At 73.6% G+C, this 20,664-nt stretch carries 10 protein-coding genes and 1 pseudogene; 3 read left to right on the top strand and 8 right to left on the bottom strand.

What is annotated here, in order from left to right; all coding sequences use genetic code 11:
• Positions 1–7: 7 nt before the first annotated feature.
• The 3 genes from SGLAU_RS21980 to SGLAU_RS21970 all read right to left on the bottom strand — a co-directional run bounded on the left by SGLAU_RS21980 (position 8) and on the right by SGLAU_RS21970 (position 7,938).
• A complete protein-coding gene (locus SGLAU_RS21980; RefSeq protein ID WP_043503943.1) occupies positions 8–3,571 on the bottom strand; it encodes an ATP-dependent DNA helicase in 3,564 nt (1,187 codons plus the stop codon).
• A 102-nt stretch (positions 3,572–3,673) separates the two neighbouring features.
• Positions 3,674–7,294 (bottom strand): UvrD-helicase domain-containing protein, encoded by a 3,621-nt coding sequence (locus SGLAU_RS21975; RefSeq protein WP_078957834.1) that lies wholly within the window; start codon positions 7,292–7,294, stop codon positions 3,674–3,676.
• A 257-nt stretch (positions 7,295–7,551) separates the two neighbouring features.
• A complete protein-coding gene (locus SGLAU_RS21970; protein WP_043503941.1) occupies positions 7,552–7,938 on the bottom strand; it encodes an MGMT family protein in 387 nt (128 codons plus the stop codon).
• A 186-nt stretch (positions 7,939–8,124) separates the two neighbouring features.
• On the opposite strand from SGLAU_RS21970, the gene SGLAU_RS21965 reads away from it, so the two are divergent.
• The 3 genes from SGLAU_RS21965 to SGLAU_RS21955 all read left to right on the top strand — a co-directional run bounded on the left by SGLAU_RS21965 (position 8,125) and on the right by SGLAU_RS21955 (position 14,464).
• On the top strand, positions 8,125–11,019 hold the full coding sequence (locus SGLAU_RS21965) for a lysylphosphatidylglycerol synthase transmembrane domain-containing protein (RefSeq protein WP_043503940.1): 2,895 nt from the start codon (positions 8,125–8,127) through the stop codon (positions 11,017–11,019).
• Between the two features lie 263 nt (positions 11,020–11,282).
• Positions 11,283–12,830, top strand: a complete 1,548-nt coding sequence (locus SGLAU_RS21960) for an alpha/beta hydrolase (RefSeq protein WP_043503937.1) — start codon at positions 11,283–11,285, stop codon at positions 12,828–12,830.
• A gap of 134 nt (positions 12,831–12,964) precedes the next feature.
• A complete protein-coding gene (locus SGLAU_RS21955) occupies positions 12,965–14,464 on the top strand; it encodes an alpha/beta hydrolase (RefSeq protein WP_043503936.1) in 1,500 nt (499 codons plus the stop codon).
• A gap of 61 nt (positions 14,465–14,525) precedes the next feature.
• Here the strand turns inward: SGLAU_RS21955 and SGLAU_RS21950 are convergent, their stop codons facing one another.
• The 5 genes and pseudogenes from SGLAU_RS21950 to SGLAU_RS21930 all read right to left on the bottom strand — a co-directional run bounded on the left by SGLAU_RS21950 (position 14,526) and on the right by SGLAU_RS21930 (position 20,406).
• A complete protein-coding gene (locus tag SGLAU_RS21950) occupies positions 14,526–15,428 on the bottom strand; it encodes a hypothetical protein (protein ID WP_043503935.1) in 903 nt (300 codons plus the stop codon).
• A 625-nt stretch (positions 15,429–16,053) separates the two neighbouring features.
• Positions 16,054–17,232: an adenylyltransferase/sulfurtransferase MoeZ gene (moeZ, locus tag SGLAU_RS21945; protein ID WP_043503933.1), complete on the bottom strand. Its 1,179-nt coding sequence runs from the start codon at positions 17,230–17,232 to the stop codon at positions 16,054–16,056.
• A gap of 63 nt (positions 17,233–17,295) precedes the next feature.
• Positions 17,296–17,388, bottom strand: a pseudogene (locus SGLAU_RS36980) (phage tail protein); the annotation flags it as partial.
• 371 nt (positions 17,389–17,759) lie between these two features.
• The gene (locus SGLAU_RS21940) at positions 17,760–18,800 is read right to left on the bottom strand and encodes an NAD-dependent epimerase/dehydratase (RefSeq protein ID WP_043503929.1); all 1,041 of its coding nucleotides are present in this window, start codon (positions 18,798–18,800) and stop codon (positions 17,760–17,762) included.
• A 514-nt stretch (positions 18,801–19,314) separates the two neighbouring features.
• Positions 19,315–20,406, bottom strand: coding sequence for a hypothetical protein (locus tag SGLAU_RS21930; protein ID WP_412556245.1), 1,092 nt, complete (start codon positions 20,404–20,406; stop codon positions 19,315–19,317).
• Between the last annotated feature and the right edge of the window lie 258 nt (positions 20,407–20,664).

The raw sequence follows: 20,664 nt of genomic DNA, 5'->3' as shown, positions 1-20,664 counted from the left end.
CACGAGCCTATCGGCCCGCACCGACGGCCCGATCGTGCGGTTCGTCACCGGGCGGCTGCCGCGGCACCCCGTCCGGGGAGTCCTCCCGCAGCAACGCCTCGAGCGCCGCCCGGCCCGGCAGGTGGCCGGGCCGGACGACCTCGCCACTGCGCACGTACACGAACGCCGCCGTGACCGACTCCGGCGGCACGCCCTGCTGCTCGGCCCAGGCGAGCCGGTACAGGGCGAGCTGGAGGGGGTCCCCGCTGTGGTCGCGGCCGGTCTTCCAGTCGACGATCTCGTACGTCGCGTGCTCGTCGTCGCCGTCCCGGTAGACGGCGTCGATACGGCCCCGTACGACGCGTCCGGCGATGGTGATCTGGAACGGCGCCTCCACGCGGTGCGGTGTGCGGCGGGCGTACTCGGTGCGCTCGAAGGCCTCCTTCAGCGCTTCGAGGTCGCGTTCGTCGGCGATCTCCGCCTCGGTGCCGGGCAGCTCCTCCGGCTCCAGCAGGGGCAGGGTCAGCGCTTCGAAGCGGGACTCCACCCAGGCGTGGAAGCGGGTGCCCCGGCGGGCGGCGGGCTGCGGCGGGCGGGGCATGGGACGGGCCAGCTCCTGCGCGAAGCCGTCGGGGTCGGCGGCCAGCCGCAGCAGCTGGGTCGCCGTCAGGGACGCGGGCAGGACGACCTCCGTGACGCTCTCCCGGGCGCGCAGCAGTTCGCCGGTGAGGGCGTCGAGATCGCGGTCCCAGGAGGCGACGATCCGGGCCTCCTCCGGGGTGAGCCCGGGTCCCCCGTTCGGACCGCGGTCGCCGGGCGCCGGCTGGTGGGGGACGGTCGGGCGGGGTGTGGGAGCGGGCCGGCGGGCGGTGGTCCGGGAATCCCAGCCGGCCGGGGCGTCGGCGGCCTGGGCGTCGGCGAGGGCCTCCGGAGCGGGGGCGTACTCGTCGGCGTACGGCTCGTCTGCGTAGGGGTCCTCGTCGTACGGCTCCTCGTCGTACGGGAAGTCGTCCTCGTCCGGGGGCGGAGGCCACTCCGGGTCGTCGTGGGTGTCGGGGTCGTGCGCGGCCGTCGGGCGGCCGGGCTCTGCGGCGAGGGCGTCGAGGTGGGCGAGGACCGTCTCGGCGGCGGCCCGGCGGCGGGTCAGCGCCGTGTCGTCCAGGGGCAGCGGCCAGGCCTGCTCGGCGGCGGCCTGGCGCAGGGCCGGGTTCTCCTCGTCCTCGCCCGGTTCGTCCGCCCAGACCTCGATCTCGCCGTGCCCCGCGGCGCAGTGGTCGTGGAGGGCCAGCAGGAAGTCGGAGGGCCCGCGCGGCTTCTTCTGGGTGGGGCCCCACCAGTGCCCGGAGCCCAGGAGCAGGGAGCGCGGGCGGGTGAAGGTCACGTAGCCGAGGCGCAGCTCCTCGGTGTGCTGGTGCTCCTTCATGGCCTCGTGGAAGGCCCTCATGCCGCGCGAGTCCCACGTCTCGACGTCGGGGAGGGTGTCGGCGTCGCCGCGCAGCTCGTGCGGCAGCACCTTGGCCTGGGCGGTCCACTTCTCGCGGCCCTGTGCGCTCGGGAAGGTGCCGGTGACCAGGCCGGGGACGGCGACGACGTCCCACTCCAGGCCCTTGGACTTGTGCGCGGTGAGCACCTTGACGGTGTTCTCGCCGCCGGGCAGCGCGTTGTCGAGGCCCTTCTCGTACTGCGCGGCGGTGCGCAGGAAGCCGAGGAAGGCCAGCAGGGACGCCTCGCTCTCGTGGGCGGCGAAGGAGGCGGCGACGTCCAGGAAGTTCGACAGGGTCTCGCGGCGGCGGGCGGCGAGCGCGTGCGGGGACGCGGACAGCTCCACCTCGAGGCCGGTGACCGCGAGGACGCGGTGCAGCACGTCCATGAGCGGGTCGGCGAGCGAGCGCCGCAGGTCGCGCAGCTCGGCGGCGAGGCGGGCGAAGCGCACCCGCGCGTCCGGCGAGAAGGGCAGTCCGTCGTCGTCCCCGCCGCCCTCCAGCGGGGTCTCCAGGAAGGTGTCGAGGGCGTCCGCGAGCGAGATGACCTCGGCCGGGTCGACGCCCTCCACGGCCTCGGCGAGCCGCCGGTCGGGGTCGTCGCCGGCGTCCACGCGCGCGTGGGCCACCAGCAGCCGGGCGCGCCGCCCGAGCAGGGCGAGGTCGCGCGGGCCGATGCGCCAGCGGGGGCCGGTCAGCAGGCGGACGAGGGCGGCGTTGGCTCCCGGGTCCTGCAGGACCTCGCAGACGGCGACCAGGTCGGCGACCTCGGGCAGGTGCAGCAGCCCGGACAGGCCGACCACCTCCACGGGGACGTCCCGGGCGACGAGTGCGCCCTGGATCTCGGCGAAGTCGGTCGCCGTGCGGCACAGGACGGCGATCTCGCCCGGTGCCTTGCCCGTGTTCACCAGGTGGGCGATGGAGTCGGCCATCCAGTCGATCTCCTCCGCGTGGGTGCGCAGCAGCGCACAGCGGACCACGCCGTCGCGTTCGGCACCGGGCGCGGGGCGCAGCGCCTCCACCCCCGCGTGCATGGCGCGCAGCGGCTCGGCGAGGCCGTTGGCGAGGTCGAGGAGACGGCCGCCGCTGCGGCGGTTCTCGCTGAGCGCCTGGCGAGTGGCGGGGCGGCCGTCGGCGTGCGGGAAGTGCTCGGGGAAGTCGTCGAGGTTGGCGACGGAGGCGCCTCGCCAGCCGTAGATCGCCTGGCAGGGGTCGCCGACGGCGGTCACCGGGTGGCCGGTCCCGCCGCCGAAGAGGCCGGCGAGGAGGACGCGCTGGGCGACCGAGGTGTCCTGGTACTCGTCGAGGAGCACCACGCGGAACTCGTCGCGCAGGACGCGCCCCACCTCGGGCAGCTCGCCGAGGCGGGCGGCGAGGGCGATCTGGTCGCCGAAGTCGAGCAGGTCCCGTTCCCGCTTGGCGGCCCGGTAGCGCAGCACCAGCTCGGCGAGTTCCCGCCGCGCCCCAGCCGTCTCGGGGACCTTCCGCAGGTCGGCGTTGGTCAGCTTGACGTCCTGGAGGGTGCGCAGCAGCTCCGCGTCCCACGCGCGGAGGTCCTCGGGGCGTACGAGATGCTCGGCCAGCTCCGAGTCGAGGGTGAGGAGGTCGCTGACCAGGTCCGCGAAGGAGCGGGTCAGCGACGGATAGGGGCCCGGGGCCTCGCGCAGCACACGCGCGGCGAGCTGGTAGCGGGTGGCGTCGGCGAGCAGGCGGGAGGACGGCTCCAGGCCGATGCGCAGGCCGTGGTCGGTCAGCAGGCGGCCCGCGAAGGCGTGGTACGTCGAGATCACCGGCTCGCCCGGCGGGGCGTCCGGGTCGATGAGGTCCGGATCGGTGACGCCCGCCTTGATCAGCGCCTTGCGGACGCGTTCGGCGAGCTCGCCGGCGGCCTTGTTGGTGAAGGTCAGGCCGAGGACCTGCTCGGGCGCGACCTGGCCGGTGCCGACCAGCCACACCACGCGGGCCGCCATGACCGTGGTCTTGCCGGAGCCCGCTCCGGCCACGATCACCTGCGGGGCGGGCGGCGCGGTGATGCAGGCCGTCTGCTCCGGGGTGAAGGGGATGCCGAGGAGCTCCTTGAGCTGCTCGGGGTCGGTGATACGCGCGGGCACCTCAGAGAGGCTAGCGGCGGGCACTGACAGTCGGTGCCGAATCGTCCCCGGGGAGCACGGAGGCGCAGGTCAGCACGGGTGGTGTGGATCGTCACACCGGTCTCACTCGACGACGTGGCGGCCTTCCGGCCGGGCGCTGCACGACGCCCGGAACGCGCAGTGCGTGCAGTGCTGGCCGGTGGTCGGGGCGAACCGCTCGTCGAGCACCTTGCCGGCGGCCGTGGCCAGCAAGTCCCCGACCCACTCCCCGCCCGCCCCCTCCAGGGCTTCCTGCGCCTGCACCTTGGGCAGGGTCTCTCCGCCGTCCCGTTTCGCGGCGCCCTGGCGCAGCTGGACGAGTTCGGCGCCGCCCGGCTCGGGCCGTACCCCGTCGAAGACGTCGTCCACGGCGCCCTCGCGGACGGCGAGCTGGTAGACGGCGAGCTGGGGGTGGCGGGCCACCTCGGCGGCGCTGGGCGCCTGCTTGCCGGTCTTGAAGTCGACGACGTACGCCCGGCCCTCACCGTCCGCCTCGACGCGGTCCATCTGGCCGCGGATGCGCACCTCGTAGTCACCGGCCTTCAGCGTCACGTCGAAGTCGTGCTCGCTGGCCACCGGAGTGCGTCCGGTGCGGTCCATGACGTGCCACTTCAGGAAGCGTTCGAGCGCCACGCGCGCGTGCTCCTTCTCCTGCGCCGACTTCCACGGTGCGTCGAAGGCGAGGGCGTTCCAGACGGAGTCCAGGCGCTCCATGAGGACGTCCAGGTCGGCCGGGGTGCGCCCGGAGGCGACCTCGTCGGCGAGGACGTGCACCACGTTGCCGAAGCCCTGGGCGGCGGTGGCGGGCGCGTCGGCCTTCACCTCGCGGCCCAGGAACCACTGCAGGGCGCAGGTGTTGGCGAGCTGGTCGAGGGCACTGCCGGACAGCACGACGGGCTGGTCGCGGTGGCGCAGCGGCACCTTGCTCTCGGTGGGCTCGAACATGCCCCACCAGCGGTAGGGGTGGGCGGAGGGCACCAGGGGCCGGCCGTCCTCGTCCGCCAGTGCGGCGAGCCGGGCCAGCCGGTGGGCTGCTGCCTTCCGCAGCGGTTCCGACACGCGCGGGTCGACGGTCGTGGCGCGCAGTTCGGCGACCAGCGCGGCGACCGACAGCGGCCGGCGCGGGCGGCCGGTGACGTCCTTCGGCTCGACACCCAGTTCCGTGAGGAAACGGGAGGGCTGGTCGCCGTCGTCGGCGGGGGCCTTCACCGCGGTGACGACGAGCCGCTCCCGCGCGCGCGTGGCGGCGACGTAGAAGAGCCGGCGCTCCTCGGCCAGCAGCGCGCCCGGGGTGAGTGGTTCGGCCAGTCCGTCACGGCCGATGCGGTCGGCCTCCAGCAGGGAGCCGCGGCGGCGCAGGTCCGGCCACAGCCCCTCCTGGACACCCGCGACGACGACGAGCCGCCACTCCAGGCCCTTGGCGCGGTGCGCCGTCATCAGGCGCACCGCGTCGGGGCGCAGGGCGCGCCGGGTGAGGGTGTCGGCGGCGATGTCCTCGGCCTCGATCTGCTCCAGGAAGTTCAGCGCGCCTCGTCCGCCGGTGCGCTCCTCCGCGCGGGCGGCGGTCGCGAACAGCGCGCAGACGGCGTCAAGGTCACGGTCGGCGTTGCGGCCGGCGGCACCGCCGCGCCGGGCGGCCCGCTCCAGGCGCGCGGGCCAGGGCGTGCCCGACCACAGGTCCCACAGCGCCTCCTCGGCCGTACCGCCACGCGCCAGGCGCTCGCGTGCCGTGCGCAGCAACGCGCCGAGGCGCTGGGCACCGCGCGCGTACGCCGGGTCGTGCGCGACCAGGCGCTCCGGCTCGGCGAGCGCCCGCGCGAGGAGCACGTCCGACGGCGGGGGCACCGGGTTGCCCGCCGCTCGCTCCTCCTCGCGCAGGGCACGCCCGAGGCGCCGCAGGTCGGCCGCGTCCATGCCGGCGAGGGGGGAGGCGAGCAGGGTGAGGGCGGTCTCGGTGTCGAGCCAGCAGGGAGGCTGGTGCTGGTCCTGCGGGGCGGTCCCTGTCGGGGCGGCGTCCGTCGGGGCGGTCTCCGTCGGGGCGGCGTCCATAGGGGCGGTCTCCGTCGCAGCGGTCTCCGCCGGGGTGCCACCCTCCGGTGCGTCCTCGCCCGGGGTGGTGTCCTGCGCGGCGGGGTTCCCGTGGCTCGCTCCCTGGGCGGCTGCTCCCTGAGCGCCCGCTCCCGAGGCGTCCCCTTCTTCCTGCGGGGTGGCCTCCTCCGGGCCCGCGCCCACTTCGGAAGCGACACCTCCGGCGCCTCCGGCGCCCCCCTCGGCAGCGACGCCCGCGGGAGAGGCGGCGCCCTGGAGGCCGGCCTCCGCCAGGGCCACCGCCCGCAGCGCGGTCAGCAGTGGCGCGACCGCCGGCTCGTGCCGCAGGGGGAGGTCGTCGCCGTCGATGTCGAGCGGGACGCCCGCGGCGGTGAGGGCGCGGCGCACCGCCGGGATCGTGCGTGAACCGGCGCGCACCAGGACGGCCATGTCACTCCAGGGGACGCCGTCCTCCAGATGGGCCCGGCGCAGTATGTCGGCGATGTTGTCCAGCTCGGTGCCGGGCGTCGGGTAGGTGTACACCTCCACCTGGCCGCCGTCCCGCACGGGGGTCAGCTCCCGGTGGGCGCGCGCCTTCTCGGCGGGGAGCCGGGTGAGCGGCATGCGCTGGGTCAGCAGCCGGGTGGCGGCCAGCAGCCCGGCGCCGGAGCGGCGGGAGGTCCGCAGCACCTGGACCGGCGCGGGGCGGCCGTCCGCGCGGGGGAAGGCGTGCGGGAAGTCGAGGATGCCGTTCACGTCGGCGCCGCGGAAGGCGTAGATCGACTGGTCGGGGTCGCCGAAGGCCACGAGGGTGCGGCCGCCGCCCGCGAGTGCGTGCAGCAGCCGTACCTGCGCGGGGTCGGTGTCCTGGTACTCGTCCACGTACACCGCGTCGTACTGTCCGGCGAGCCGCGCGGCCACCTCGGGGCGGCGGGCGAGCAGCACCGCGCGGTGGACGAGTTCGGCGTAGTCGATGACTCCTTGCAGGTCGAGGACGTCGAGGTATTCGGCGAGGAAGGCTGCCGCGGCCTGCCAGTCGGGACGGCCGATGCGCCGGGCGAAGGCGTCCAGGGCGTCCGGGCCGAGGCCGAGCTCGCGGGTGCGGGCGAGCACCGCGCGGACCTCGTCGGCGAAGCCGCGGGTGGTCAGGCAGGCGCGCAGCTCGTCGGGCCAGCGCACATGGGCCAGTCCACTCCGTTCCAGGTCGGGCTGTCCGGCGAGCAGCTCACGGACGGTGACGTCCTGCTCGGGGCCGGAGAGCAGTCGCAGCGGCTCGACGAACAGGTCGCTGTCCTGGTGGGCACGGACCAGGGCGTAGCCGAAGGAGTGGAACGTCGTCGCGCGGGGCGCGCGGGCGGCTCCCATGCGCAGGGCCATGCGGTCGCGCAGTTCGACGGCCGCCTTGCGGCTGAAGGTCAGCACGAGGATGCGCTCGGGGTCGGCGCCGCGGGCGATCCGCGCGGCCACGGACTCCACGAGCGTGGTGGTCTTGCCGGTGCCCGGGCCGGCGAGCACGAGCAGCGGACCGGACCGGTGGTCAACCACGGCGCGCTGTGCCGCGTCCAGATGAGGGGGATCCAGTCGGGCCGGGAGGGTGCGGACGAGCCGGTAAGCGCCACGGTTCCCCTGTCGCACCGCGGGGTGCGGCAGGCGTCTGGTGGAGGAAGAGGAGCTCACGTGGTTCGCCGGTCCTGGTGGGTGTGCGGATGGGCCGATCGCCGTGCGGGGACGGCGGTGGCCGCGGGATGAGGGGGACGCGTGGAGCCGACGCTACGCCGACGAACCGGGCGGAAGCAGGGCTTCCGGTTGTTCTCCCCGGGCTCACCGGGCCCTCGCGTCCCCTGCCCCTCGAACGTACGTCATGCCGCGGACGTGCCCTGTTTCCCCCGTACGGATCAGGCGTCCCCCACGGCCGCGGCCGATGGCGGAAGCTGTCAGGTGTGACCCTTCGCACGTTCGGCGCCGTCCCACCGCGCCCGTCGCATGTCGAGCCGCGGCAGGTGACCCTCGGCGGCCCGGCTCGCCTCCTTCAGCGGCGTGCCCTCCGCGCGGTACCGCGCCAGGGCGCGCAGTTCGTGGCCGGGCAGCAGGACGCCGTCCGCGCGGACGACGCGCCACCAGGGAACGGCTCCGCCGTAGAGCGCCATCACGCGGCCGACCTGGCGCGGCCCGCCCTCCTCCAGCCACTCGGCGACGTCGCCGTACGTCATCACGCGCCCGGGCGGGATCATCTCCGTGACGTCGAGGACCCGCTCGGCGTACTCCGGCAGGGCGTCGGCGTGCTCCGCGCGGGCGTCCCCGGGAAGGTTCTCCTCGCTCATTCGTCCCATCCTGCCGCATGCCACCGACAATGTGACGCGGTCGCCACCGTGCGTGACCCTCGCCCCGGAGCGGTGCTTCGGGCAGACTGTGCGCCCCCGCGTTTGCACCCTGATGCCCCCGTGTGTCGGTGGAGCATGCCACCATCGTGCGGGCGGTGACTGGTGATACGAGATCAAGAAGAGTCGATGAAGCAGCAGGGTGTGCACCCGGAGGACGCGGACAGCACCTCTGATGCGTCGTCGCGCCCGGACACCGCCGACGCGGACACCGGCGACCCGGACACCGGTGACGCGGACACCGCCGCCGCCGAGGGCGCGGAAGGGCAGGGCCCGCGGAAGAGTTCCGGCCGGCAGTCGCGGTGGAACTCCGCCGGGGATCCGCAGGACCCACGTGCCGCGGGGAACGGCGGTCCCGGTGAGCCCGCCGCTCCCGGCGGCTCCGAGGACGGATCCGGCGGCGTCGACGGCCCCGGCCCCGGCACCCCGACCGACGAGGTCGAGGGCGACGAACCACTGCTCCCCGCGCGCGTGCACCGCCCGTCGGATCTGATGCGGCTCCTGGTGGGCGTGCTCGCCGTCGCCGTGCTGCTGGCGATCGCCGCGTTCGCGCACGGCACCACCTCGGGCCTCGAGCAGGACATCACCAAGGGCACCGGCCAGGCTCCCGACCTGCTCATCAAGATCGCGGGGCTGGCGTCCAGCATCGCGATCCTGCTGGTGCCGGTCGCCTTCGCGATCGAGCGGCTGATCAAGCGCGACGGGCTGCGGATCGCGGACGGCGTGCTCGCGGCCGTCCTCGCCCACGGTGTGACACTGGCCACCGACCTCTGGGTCGCCAAGGCCGCCCCGGACTCCATCCAGGAGGCCCTGACCCAGCCCTCCCCCGGCGACATCCACGCCCTGACCGACCCGGTGCACGGCTATCTCGCCCCGGTGATCGCGTACATGACGGCCGTGGGCATGTCCCGCAGACCGCGCTGGCGGGCGGTGCTGTGGATCGTGCTGCTCCTCGACGCCTTCTCGATGCTGGTCACCGGCTACACCACGCCGTTCTCGATCATCCTGACCGTGCTGATCGGCTGGACCGTCGCCTACGGCACCCTGTACGCGGTCGGCTCGCCCAATGTCCGGCCCACGGGACGGACGCTGATGGCGGGCCTGCGGACCGTCGGATTCCGCCCGGTGAGCGCGGCCCGTCAGGACACCGCCGACGCGGCCGACGGCGGCGACCGCGGGCGGCGTTACTTCGTCACCCTGGAGGACGGCCCGCCGCTGGACGTCACGGTCGTCGACCGCGAACAGCAGGCGCAGGGGTTCTTCTACCGGGTGTGGCGGAACCTGACCCTGCGCGGCTTCGCCACCCGCCGCAGCCTCCAGTCGCTGCGCCAGGCCCTGGAGCAGGAGGCCCTGCTCGCGTACGCCGCCATCGCGGCCGGCGCCAACGCGCCGAAGCTGATCGCGACATCCGAGCTCGGCCCCGACGCGGTGATGCTCGTCTACGAGCACACCGGCGGACACACCCTCGACTCCCTGCCCGACGAGGAGATCACCGACGAGCTGTTGCGCCACACGTGGCACCAGGTGCGGGCGCTGCAGTCGCGGCGGATCGCGCACCGCAGGCTCGCCGGCGACGCGATCCTGGTGGATCGTTCCGGCACGGTGATCCTCACCGATCTGCGAGGCGGTGAGATCGCGGCCGGCGACCTGCTGCTGCGCATGGACGTCGCCCAGCTGATGACCACCCTCGCGCTGCGGGTCGGTGCCGAGCGGGCGGTGGCCTCCGCCGTCGAGGTGCTCGGGCCGGACGCGGTGGCCGACTGTCTGCCGATGCTCCAGCCCATCGCCCTGACCCGCTCCACGCGCGCGACACTGCGCCGGCTGGCCCGGGAGCGGGCCGAGCGGGAGCGCGAGGCGGTCCTCGAGGCGTCGCGGCAGGCCAAGCTGGCCCGCGTGGAGGCGGCCGGGGACGAAGAGGCCGCGGCCGTCGTTGAGAAGCCCGGCAAGAAGGCCGTGCGGGCGCAGGCCCGGGCCGAGAAGCGGGCCATCGACGAGGCGCTGGAGGAGGCGCGCGAGGAGGACCTGCTCACCCAGATCCGGCACGAGGTGCTGCGGATCAGGCCGCAGGCACCGGTGGAACCCGCCCGCCTGGAACGGGTCCGGCCGCGCACGCTGATCAGTTTCATCGCCGGTGCCATCGGCGCGTACTTCCTGCTGACGCAGCTCACCCACATCGAGTTCGGCCCGCTCGTGGCCAACGCCGAGTGGGGGTGGGTGGCGGCGGCGGTGCTGTTCTCGGCGCTGAGCTACGTGGCCGCGGCGATGAGCCTGCTGGGGTTCGTGCCGGAGCGAGTGCCGTTCCCGCGGACCGTGGCGGCGCAGGTCGCGGGATCGTTCGTGAAGATCGTGGCACCGGCCGCGGTCGGCGGGGTGGCGCTGAACACGCGGTTCCTCCAGCGCGCGGGGGTGCGGCCGGGGCTGGCGGTGGCCAGCGTCGGCGCCTCGCAGCTGTTCGGGCTGGGCTGCCACATCCTGATGCTGCTGTCCTTCGGCTATCTGACCGGCACCGAGAAGACACCCTCGCTGTCGCCGTCCCGGACGGTCATCGCGGGTCTGCTGACGGTCGCGGTGCTGGTGCTGGTGGTGACGTCGGTGCCGTTCCTGCGGAAATTCGTCGTCACGCGCGTGAGGTCGCTGTTCGCGGGAGTCGTGCCGCGGATGCTGGACGTGCTCCAGCGGCCCCAGAAGCTGATGACCGGCATCGGCGGCATGCTGCTGCTCACGGCCTGCTTCGTGATGTGCCTGGACGCCTCGATCCGTGCGTTCGGCGACGACACCACCTCGATCAGCATCGCCAGCGTCGCCGTCGTGTTCCTCGCGGGCAACGCGCTCGGCTCCGCGGCGCCGACCCCGGGCGGTGTGGGGGCCGTCGAGGCGACCCTGACGGTCGGCCTGATCGCCGTCGGTCTGCCCAGCGAGGTCGCCGCCCCGTCCGTCCTGCTGTTCCGGCTGCTGACCCTGTGGCTGCCGGTGCTGCCGGGCTGGCTCGCCTTCAACCACCTCACGCGCAAGGGCGCACTGTAGCGCGAGGACGGGCTCACACCGCCGTAGCGCCCCGTGAGGCGCGTCCCCGCGCGGCGCCCTTCCGTACCCATGCAATGCGCTTCCCGCCCGCGGCGCCGTAGCACGAACGTGCGGCGCGCTACCCGCCCGCGGCGCCGGGGCACACAGGTGCGATCCGCTTCGGGCACGCGCGCGTGACGCGCCGGCTCCCCCGCACGCGCACGCGTACCTCGTACGGCCCGCGGCTCCGCGCGCCCCGCCGGGTGCCACCGCAGGATGGGGTCATGCCGAGCCCCTCCCTGCTGCGCGCCACGGCCGTGACCGTCTCCGCCCTCCTGCTGGCCTCCCTGCTGGCGGGGTGCTCCGACGACACGGCCGAGGACGAGGACCTGGCGAGGCAGCAGCTCGACTGGAAGGACTGCCCGGCACCGTCCCGGGCGCAGGGCGGCGGCACGCCCCCGTCGCCGCTGCCGAACGGCGAGGAGTGGCAGTGCGCCACTTTGAAGGTGCCCCGCGACTGGGACGATCCCGAGGGCGACACCATCGGGCTGGCACTGATCCGGGCGAGGGCGAGCGGCGGCGAGGACCGCCGCATCGGCTCGCTGATCTTCAACTTCGGCGGCCCCGGCGGCTCGGGCGTCACCACGCTGCCGGCCTTCGGCAACGACTACGCGCACCTGCGCACACGCTACGACCTGGTGAGCTTCGACCCGCGCGGGGTGGGCCGCAGTGCCCCCGTGCTGTGCGAGGACGATCAGCAGCTCGACGCCTTCTTCCAGCAGGACGCGACGCCCGACGACGCGGCCGAGCGCACCGAACTGCTCGAGAACGTGCGTGACTTCAACGAGGCCTGCGAGAAGAACTCCGCGAAGATGCTGCCGCACGTGCTCACCACCGACGCGGCCCGGGACATGGACCTGATGCGCCAGGTCCTCGGCGACGACGAGCTGCACTACTTCGGCATCTCCTACGGCACCGAACTCGGCGGGGTCTACGCCCATCTGTTCCCGCGGAACGTCGGCCGCGCCGTCTTCGATGCCGTCGTCGACCCCACCCAGACGCCCGAACAGGGCTCCCTCGGGCAGGCCAGGGGCTTCCAGCGGGCGCTCGGCAACTTCGCCGAGAACTGCGTGTCGAAGGCGGAGGACTGCCCGATCGGGGACAGCGCACAGGACGTCGAGGACCGGATCGCGCAGCTGCTCAGGGACCTCGACAGCAGGCCCATCGACGGCATCTTCCCGCGTGAGCTGACCCAGACCGCGGCGACCAGCGGCATCGCCCAGGCCCTGTATTCGCAGGAGTTCTGGGACTACCTGACCGAGGGTCTCGACCAGGCGTACGACGGCGACGGTCAGGTCCTGATGCTGCTGTCCGACACGATGACCGGACGCAGGACCAACGGCGAGTACAGCAACCTCACCGCGGCGAACGTCGCCATCAGCTGCGCCGACGACAGACCGCGGTACGACGCGGCGCACGTGGAGCGGCGGCTGCCCGAGTTCCGGCGGGCGTCACCGCTGTTCGGGGAGTATCTCGCCTGGGGCATGGTCGGCTGCGTCGACTGGCCGGTGCCGGGCGCCGCCGAGCATCCCGACGTGAGCGCGCCGGGTGCGCCGCCGATCCTGGTCGTGGGCAACACCGGCGACCCGGCGACACCGTACGAGGGCGCCCGGAAGATGGCACGGGCCCTGGGCCAGGGCGTCGGGGTGGAGCTGACGTACGAGGGGCAGGGGCACGGCGCGTACGACAGCAAGAACAAGTGCGTGCAGGACGCCGTGAACGGCTATCTGCTGGACGGCAAGGTGCCGGCAGCCGGCACCGTCTGCCGCTGACCCCGCACGAGTGAGCAGAACCAGCAGGTCAGGAGGTTATCCACAGGCTGGGTCGGGTTCGGCGGCCACCGCCTACCATGGCCTGACAGCCATCCGCGGCCGGGACGCGGAGGCCTGCGAGGGGGGATCGGTCCATGGTTCGTTTCGTACGGTGGGCGGCGCTCGGTGCCGCCGCCGCGCTGCTGGTGTCGGGCTGTGACTCGCCCGGCGACGGCCGGGACGACCGGTCCGACCGGTCCGTCAACGGCTCGGAGAAGCTCGACTGGGGCCGCTGCGAGGCGACTGCGGACTCCCCCGCCCCCGGCGACGAGTGGCAGTGCGCGACGCTCCAGGTGCCGCTGGACTGGGCGAAGCCGAAGGGCGAGACGATAGGGATAGCGCTGATCCGCGCCAAGGCCACCGGTGACGACCGCATCGGCTCGCTCCTGTTCAACTTCGGCGGCCCCGGCGGTTCGGGCGTGTCCATGATGCCGTCGTACGCCTCCACGGTCTCCTCCTTGCGCGAGCGGTACGACCTGGTGAGCTTCGACCCGCGCGGTGTCGCCGCCAGCGAAGGCGTGCGGTGCCGCGACGACGAGGAGATCCAGGCCGCCGAGGCGGAGGTGGACGCCACCCCTGACACCCCGGCCGAGGAGAGGGCGTTCCTCGCGGACGCCGCGGACTTCGGCAAGGGCTGCCAGGAGTCCGCCGGGGAACTCATGGCGCACGTGTCCACCACCGACACCGCCCGCGACATGGATCTGATACGCCAGGCGCTCGGCGACGCGAAGATGCATTACTTCGGCATCTCGTACGGCACCGAACTCGGCGGCGTCTACGCCCATCTGTTCCCGCAGAAGGTCGGTCGCATGGTGCTGGACGCGGTCGTCGACCCGAGCGCCGACGCGGTGGGGCACGCCAGGAATCAGACGCTGGGCTTCCAGCGCGCGCTGGACGACTACCTGGAGTCGACGGGCCAGGACCCGGCGGAGGGCTCGCGCGAACTCGCCGAGCTGCTGGACCGCATCGACGCCCGGCCGCTGCCCACGTCCACCCCCGGCCGCAAGCTCACCCAGACGCTCGCCCTCACCGGCATCGTGCTGCCCCTGTACAGCAAGGACGGCTGGCCCAGCCTGACCAGCGCCCTGGAGGCGGCCGAGGAGGGCGACGGCTCGGAGCTGCTGGCACTCGCCGACGGCTACAACGAGCGGGACGCCTCGGGGCGCTACGGCACCACGACCCATTCCCAGCGCGTCATATCGTGCCTGGACGACCGGCAGCGTCCGACGCCCGCGCAGACGAAGGCGCTGCTGCCCGAGTTCGAGAAGATCTCGCCCGTCTTCGGGAGCTTCCTGGGCTGGGACACGGCCGGCTGGTGCCACGACTGGCCGGTGCCCGGACAGCACGACACCCCGGAGGTGAGCGCTCCCGGCGCCGCGCCGATCCTCACGGTGGGCAACACCGGCGACCCGGCGACCCCCGTCGAGGGCGCCCGCAGGATGGCCGACGAACTCGGCAAGGACGTCGGCGTGGTCCTCACCTGGAACGGCGAGGGCCACGGCGCCTACGGCAGCGGCAGCGACTGCGTCGACTCGACGGTGGACGCCTACCTGCTCGACGGCACGGTCCCGAGGGACGGCACGGTCTGCGACTGACCGTCCTCGCCGCGGAGGGTGGGCATCGACGGTTGCCGCCCTCCGGGCCCGGCCCGGCTGCTCAGCCGGCTATATGCGTGCGGTGCCAAGCGTAGAAGGGCGCTCGGTGCGGACCGTAGTCGGCGACGACGCGGCCTTCGAGAGCTTTCGCTGTTTCAGCAAGGTCGGGCGTGGCTTCGCACTTGGGGCTGACGGCGACGGTCCCGGCTTCGGTCACGTACACGTAGCCGTGCTCGAAGAGTTCGTCACAGCCGATGAGGCAAGCGGCCATGATGTTAGCCATCATCCGTCGTTCCTGGCGGGTGGCGGCGCTGCGACGCTTGACGTGAGCAGCGCGGATGAGCCGACTGGGCAGAACACGGCCACACAACGCGCAGACCGCCTCACTGGCTCCTCGGAGCATGGCCCTGCGGAGCTTGGCCTGTTCGAGACGGATGAGCGCCCGGGCGAGGGCACTTTCGGCGCCTTCGTGGTGCACGGTCTCATCGCTGGGCAGAGCCGGAGCCCTGCGGGGTGCCTCGGCAAGTTGGGCGACGGCGGCTACGTCTGGCAGGAGAACTGCCGCACCCTGCTTGTTGGCGGACAGACGAAGAGCCTCCATGGCTTCGGCGCCGAGGGTGGTGCCGTGGACATCCTGTTCTTCTTCGAGGACGTCGATACCGACGCGTTCGGGGTAGTCGTCGTCAGGCCAGACCGGCGTGCTGTCGGTGAAGTAGGTCTTGTCGACCTGGGTGACGATGAGTCGCTGCAGGGTCGCCTCGGCCCATCCCCCCGGGGCTACCCTGCTGTTGGGTCCCGTGTGTCCCAGGACGAGGAAGTCACCTTCACTGAGGGACTGCACCACTTGACGGGCGTCGGCACGGTCCAGAGCACTGCTACGCCACCCCCACAAGCCGTGATCGAGTCCGATCTCCAGGTTCTGGCGGGAAGGGCGGGGCACGTAGATGTACGCGGTTTTCAGCATGAACCCTCTATCACTCGGCCTCCCTTTCGGGAGGGTGCAGTGAGCAACGCCAACAGCGAGTCCGCGGACTGGAAGTGGCGAAGTTGGCATGGGACTTGATCGACATCGTACACAGTGTCGATTTCCGGAGCCTGAACTTTCGCTGTTGGTCCTCGGCCCGCGCCCAGGCGAGAAGTTCACGGCCGATCGCTACTTGGGCCGTCGTAGACCTTTAGGGGTGTCCGAGCCGTCCGGGAAGGCACGCTCCTACCGAGGCCGCTTCTCACCACTGGGCATCAGGTGGTTCCAGGTGCGCAGCGTACGGGTCATGGCGGCCCAGCTACTGGGATTCAGCCGTGATGCTTTCGCACGCGCTCAGGAGGATGGAGGCAAAAAGTGCCTCGGCGGCTCGTGCCAGCGAACCACAGAGATGCGGTTCTGACATCCAAGCGTGACGTCTCCGGCGCCGGGCGCTCAGGATGAGGACCGGGGGTTGCCAGTGGCCACGGCTTCCGGACGGCACCATCTCAGCCCAGCGGGTGGCCGTCCGGTCGGCCGACGCCGCCGACGGCGACAGAAGCCCACGGCATTTGAACTGGCCAAATGCCGTGGGCTTCGTCAGGTCCGCCGGTCAGCGGGACCGGTGTCAGTAGACCGGCTTGTGCGGTTCGATCTGGTTGACCCAGCCGATGACGCCGCCGCCGACGTGGACGGCGTCGGCGAAGCCCGCGGACTTGAGGACCGCCAGGACTTCCGCACTGCGGACACCCGTCTTGCAATGCAGGACGATCTTCTTGTCCTGCGGCAGTCCCTCCAGGGCGGAGCCCATGAGGAACTCGTTCTTCGGGATGAGACGAGCGCCCGGGATCGAGACGATCTCGTACTCGTTCTGCTCGCGGACGTCGATGATCTCGATGTTCTCGCCGTCGTCGATCCACTCCTTGAGCTGCTTGGGAGTGATCGTCGAGTCGGCGGCCGCCGCCTGGGCCTCCTCGGAGACGACGCCGCAGAAGGCCTCGTAGTCGATGAGCTCGGTGACGGTGGGGTTCTCACCGCAGACCGCGCAGCCGGGGTCCTTGCGGACCTTCACCTGGCGGTACTGCATCTCCAGGGCGTCGTAGATCATCAGTCGGCCGACCAGCGGCTCGCCGATGCCGGCGAGCAGCTTGATCGCCTCGTTGACCTGGATGGAGCCGATGGACGCGCACAGCACGCCGAGGACGCCGCCCTCGGCGCAGGAGGGGACCATGCCGGGGGGCGGGGGCTCCGGGTAGAGGCAGCGGTAGCAGGGGCCGTGCTCGGACCAGAACACGGAGGCCTGGCCGTCGAAGCGGTAGATGGATCCCCACACGTACGGCTTGTTCAGCAGCACGCAGGCGTCGTTCACCAGGTAGCGGGTCGCGAAGTTGTCCGTGCCGTCGACGATCAGGTCGTACTGGCTGAAGATGTCCATCACGTTGTCGGCCTCGAGCCGCTCCTCGTGAAGGATCACGTTCACGTACGGGTTGATGCCCTGGACACTGTCCCGCGCGGACTCGGCCTTGGAGCGGCCGATGTCGGACTGGCTGTGGATGATCTGGCGCTGCAGGTTCGACTCGTCGACCTCGTCGAACTCCACGATGCCGAGCGTGCCCACGCCCGCCGCGGCCAGGTACATCAGGGCCGGCGAGCCCAGGCCGCCGGCGCCCACGCAGAGCACCTTCGCGTTCTTCAGCCGCTTCTGCCCGTCCATCCCCACGTCGGGGATGATCAGGTGGCGGGAGTACCTGCGGACCTCGTCTACGGTGAGCTCAGAGGCTGGCTCAACCAGGGGTGGCAGCGACACGGGGACTCCGTTGGTCGGTCAGTCAATACGGTTGTTCTCCGCGTAACACTGCCACGGCCTTTTTCATTCCGAGACACCTGTTCCGACAAGCGAGACGATTTCGTCCCAGTAGCCGGGCATGCCCTCCCGGGGGCCGGTGCGGCCGGGGCGATCCGTGGTCGGCGGTCCGGGCCGCGGAGAGGGGTGCCGGTAGGCGGATCTCGGAGGGTGAGACGCGGTTGGACGGACGGCGGCCGAGCGGCAAGCCGTCGGCCCGGTACCGGGCGAGGCAGCGGTGGGCGCCGGACTTCACCTGACCGGGCTCGCGTGAGCCGTGGTCGAGTTACGGCTGCCCGAGGAGGCAGCCGGGGTCGAGTTACGGCTGCCCGAGGAGGCGGGCCCCTACGTCGCGCAGCCAGGCGGCGGTCGCCGGGCGGTGCGGGCCGGGGCGGGCACCGGGTCCGTGGGCGGCGTCCGGCCCGCCCGGTGCACGGGGTGTCCGTGTCCGTGCGGGCCGGCCCGCACCACTCGGCCGGCACGGGCGGTGGTCAGATGCGGCATGCCGCTTCCATCCAGATGTCGGCGAGGGACTCTTCGAGGTTGATGCGGGGCCGCCAGCCGAGCCGGTCGCGGGCGGTGCGGACGTCGGCCTGCTGCCAGCTGCCGCAGCCGTCGGGGTACGGGTAGGCGACCGGGACGGGGTGCGGCGGGTGGTCCGCGTCGCCCCGGTGGTGACCGAGGGTTTCCGCGCGGTGGTGGCCGAGGACCTCGGGGCGGTGCTGGCCGAGGACTTCCGGGCGCGGGTGTCCGATGCCGGGGCGCAGCGGCCCGGGTGGGCCGTCGAGTTCGTGCAGGGCTCCGCTGTACCCGGCGACGCGGGCGAGCGTCGCGGCGGCGTCCCGCAGCCGTACGGCGCGGCCGGAGCCGATGTTGATGACGCCCTGGGCGGCGGAGAGCGAGGCGGCGTGCACCGCTCGGGCCACGTCGCGGACGTCGACGAAGTCGCGCTGGACGCCGAGACCGCCGAGCTTGAGTTCGCCGTCACCGCTCTGCATCGCCCGGCGCATCGCCTCGGCGAGACGGCCGAGCGGCGAACCGGCGGGGGTGCCGGGACCGGCCGGGGAGAAGACCCGCAGCACCACCGCGTCCAGGCCGGAGCCGAGGACGAGTTCGGTGGCGGCGAGCTTGCTGACGCCGTACGGACCGCCGGGGCGCGGCACCGCGTCCTCGGCGGTGGAGGAGCCGGGCTGGCTGGGCCCGTACTCGGCGGCGCAGCCGATCTGCACCAGGCGGGCCCCGCAACCGCTGCGTCGCAGCGCCTCGCAGACGGTGGCGACGGCGACGGTGTTGTGGCGGGTGAGTTCCCGGGCGCCGCCCCGGGTGGCTCCGGCGCAGTTGATCACGACGCCGGGGTGGACCGCGTCGAGGAAGCGGGTGAGCGCGCCGGGGCTGCCGGACGCCAGGTCGAAGCGGACGTCGGCGTCGTCGCCGCGGCCGAGGGCGGTGAGCTGGACGGCGGGGTCGGCGAGCAGACGGTCGGCGACGTAGCGGCCGATGTAGCCGTTGGCTCCGATCAGCAGAACCCTCATCGGGCGCCTCCCGGGGTGTGCGCGCGGGTGGCGTTCGCGGGCGAGCCGGCCCGGGACGAGGAGGCCGGGCGCGGGGCGCGGTCCACCGTGGGCCGGTGCGGGGCGTGCAGCACCGTGGGCCGGTGCGGCGCCCTGTGCGCCGTGGGGCGGTGCGGGGTGGGGAGCGCCGCCGGCTGGTGCGGGGCTCCGGACGCCATGGGTGTGTACCGAGCGTCGGTGGTCCCGGGCGCGCGGCGGGCGGGGGCCCGTCCGGCGGCGCCGGGCATCCCGAACCCGCGCGGGGCCTCGCCGGCTCCGGCAGGTGCGCTCGCTCCGGACGGAACGCCGAACGCGCCGGTGGCTCCGGGCGCTCCGGGACGTCCGGGTCGGGAGGTGGTCATCTGGTGTTCTCCTTCGAGGGGGTGGTGCGGGGGTGGTGCGGATGCCGCCGACGGCCTGGCCGGCGCCTGCGGCGGACGGTTGGTCCGAGGGGGGTAGATCCGTGCGGCCGCGGCCGCCGGGCGCGGGACGTCGGTCATCGGCCGTCACCTCGGGCAGCGGCGGGCGCGTGGGCGGAGGCGCGGGTGAGCCTGCGGCTCGCGTGGGCCAGCAGGGCCAGGGCGCCGACCCCGCAGACGAGGACCGGGACGCTGCCGGGCCCCCAGCCGTCCAGGAGGGCCTGGACGGGCGCGCCGAGGAACGCGCACCCCGGGAGCCGGGAGCCGAACAGGACGGACAGGGCCGACGCCTCGGCGGCGGCTGCGACGCCCAGGACCAGCGCCGGAGCCCGGCGGAAGCCGTGTGCGGCGAGGAGCCGGGCGAGCAGCAGCAGGGCGCCCAGGGTCAGGGTCCGGGCGTAGGCGGCGGGTTCGCCGAGGACGGCTGCCGAGAGGGTGTGCAGCCCGGCGAGGGCCGCCAGGTAGAGGGCGATGGTGCCGAGCAGCAGGGGCCGTACGGCCGTGGCGAACTCTCCCAGGCCGCGGCTGGCCGTCAGTCTGCGGCGGGCGCCGGAGGCGAGCAGCTCGGCGCTCCAGGCGGCGGGGGCGCAGGACAGCGTGAGGGCCGCCAGTACGGCCGTGTCGACCGGCCAGGCGGAGTCGGCGGTCCCCAGGGGCAGGGTGTCGGGGCCGCCGGCGGCGACCGCCGCCAGCAGGCCGTCGCCCAGGGCGGCGTAGGCGAGGAGCCAGCAGGTCCACAGGCGGACGCCGGTGGCCGGGGCCGCGGACGCCGGGCCGCGACGACGCGCGCTCAGTGGCCCACGGGCCAGGGCGGCCCGTACGGCGAGGACCAGCGCGACCAGCCCCACGGCGGTCAGGACGAGACGCATCCGGCCGTGCGTGAGGCGCAGGCCTGCCAGGGTGGCCACGCACACGGCGCCGGGCAGCAGGGCCCGGACGATCCACGCGCCGCGCGCGGGCGGGTCCGCGGGCGGCTCGGGGCGCGGCGGGGTGTCCGCGCCGCGCGGGACACGCGCGAACATCTCCTCCGCCAGGGAGAACACGTCACGGTGCCGGAAGCGGGCGGCGGTCCGGTCGGTGATGCCGTACGCCTCCAGTCCGGCGGCGATCTCCAGCGGGTCGACGGCTCGTGCGCACAGCTCACGATGGCGGTGCAGCAGGGCCTTCACGGGATCCGCGGCCCCGCGGCGGGGAGCCGGGGCCGGTGTGCGGTCACGGGTGGCCTCACCCGCGCGCGCACCGCCCGCCACCTGGGCGGGGCCGACCGCGTGCGGGGGGTCGCCGGCGCTAGACGGCGGCTCCGGTCGTGCCGGATGCGTGCGGCTGCCGGGCCCCGGTCCCGTCCCCGCCTCCGTGCGTGACCCGGTGTCCTGGCCCGACTCCGGGCCCGGCCGTGATCCGGCGCTGAGCGCCGAGCCGGCGTTCGG

This window comes from Streptomyces glaucescens (assembly GCF_000761215.1).
GTDB lineage: Bacteria > Actinomycetota > Actinomycetes > Streptomycetales > Streptomycetaceae > Streptomyces > Streptomyces glaucescens_B.
Note: the sequence above shows the minus strand (reverse complement) of the source record. Positions and strands in the feature narration are given on the sequence as shown.

Coding starts and splice junctions, on each gene's coding strand:
- SGLAU_RS21970 (WP_043503941.1), bottom strand. CDS start 7,938: ATGAGCGAGGAGAACCTTCCCGGGGACGCCCGCGCGGAGCACGCCGAC.
- SGLAU_RS21955 (WP_043503936.1), top strand. CDS start 12,965: ATGGTTCGTTTCGTACGGTGGGCGGCGCTCGGTGCCGCCGCCGCGCTG.
- SGLAU_RS21960 (WP_043503937.1), top strand. CDS start 11,283: ATGCCGAGCCCCTCCCTGCTGCGCGCCACGGCCGTGACCGTCTCCGCC.
- SGLAU_RS21950 (WP_043503935.1), bottom strand. CDS start 15,428: ATGCTGAAAACCGCGTACATCTACGTGCCCCGCCCTTCCCGCCAGAAC.
- SGLAU_RS21965 (WP_043503940.1), top strand. CDS start 8,125: ATGAAGCAGCAGGGTGTGCACCCGGAGGACGCGGACAGCACCTCTGAT.
- SGLAU_RS21940 (WP_043503929.1), bottom strand. CDS start 18,800: ATGAGGGTTCTGCTGATCGGAGCCAACGGCTACATCGGCCGCTACGTC.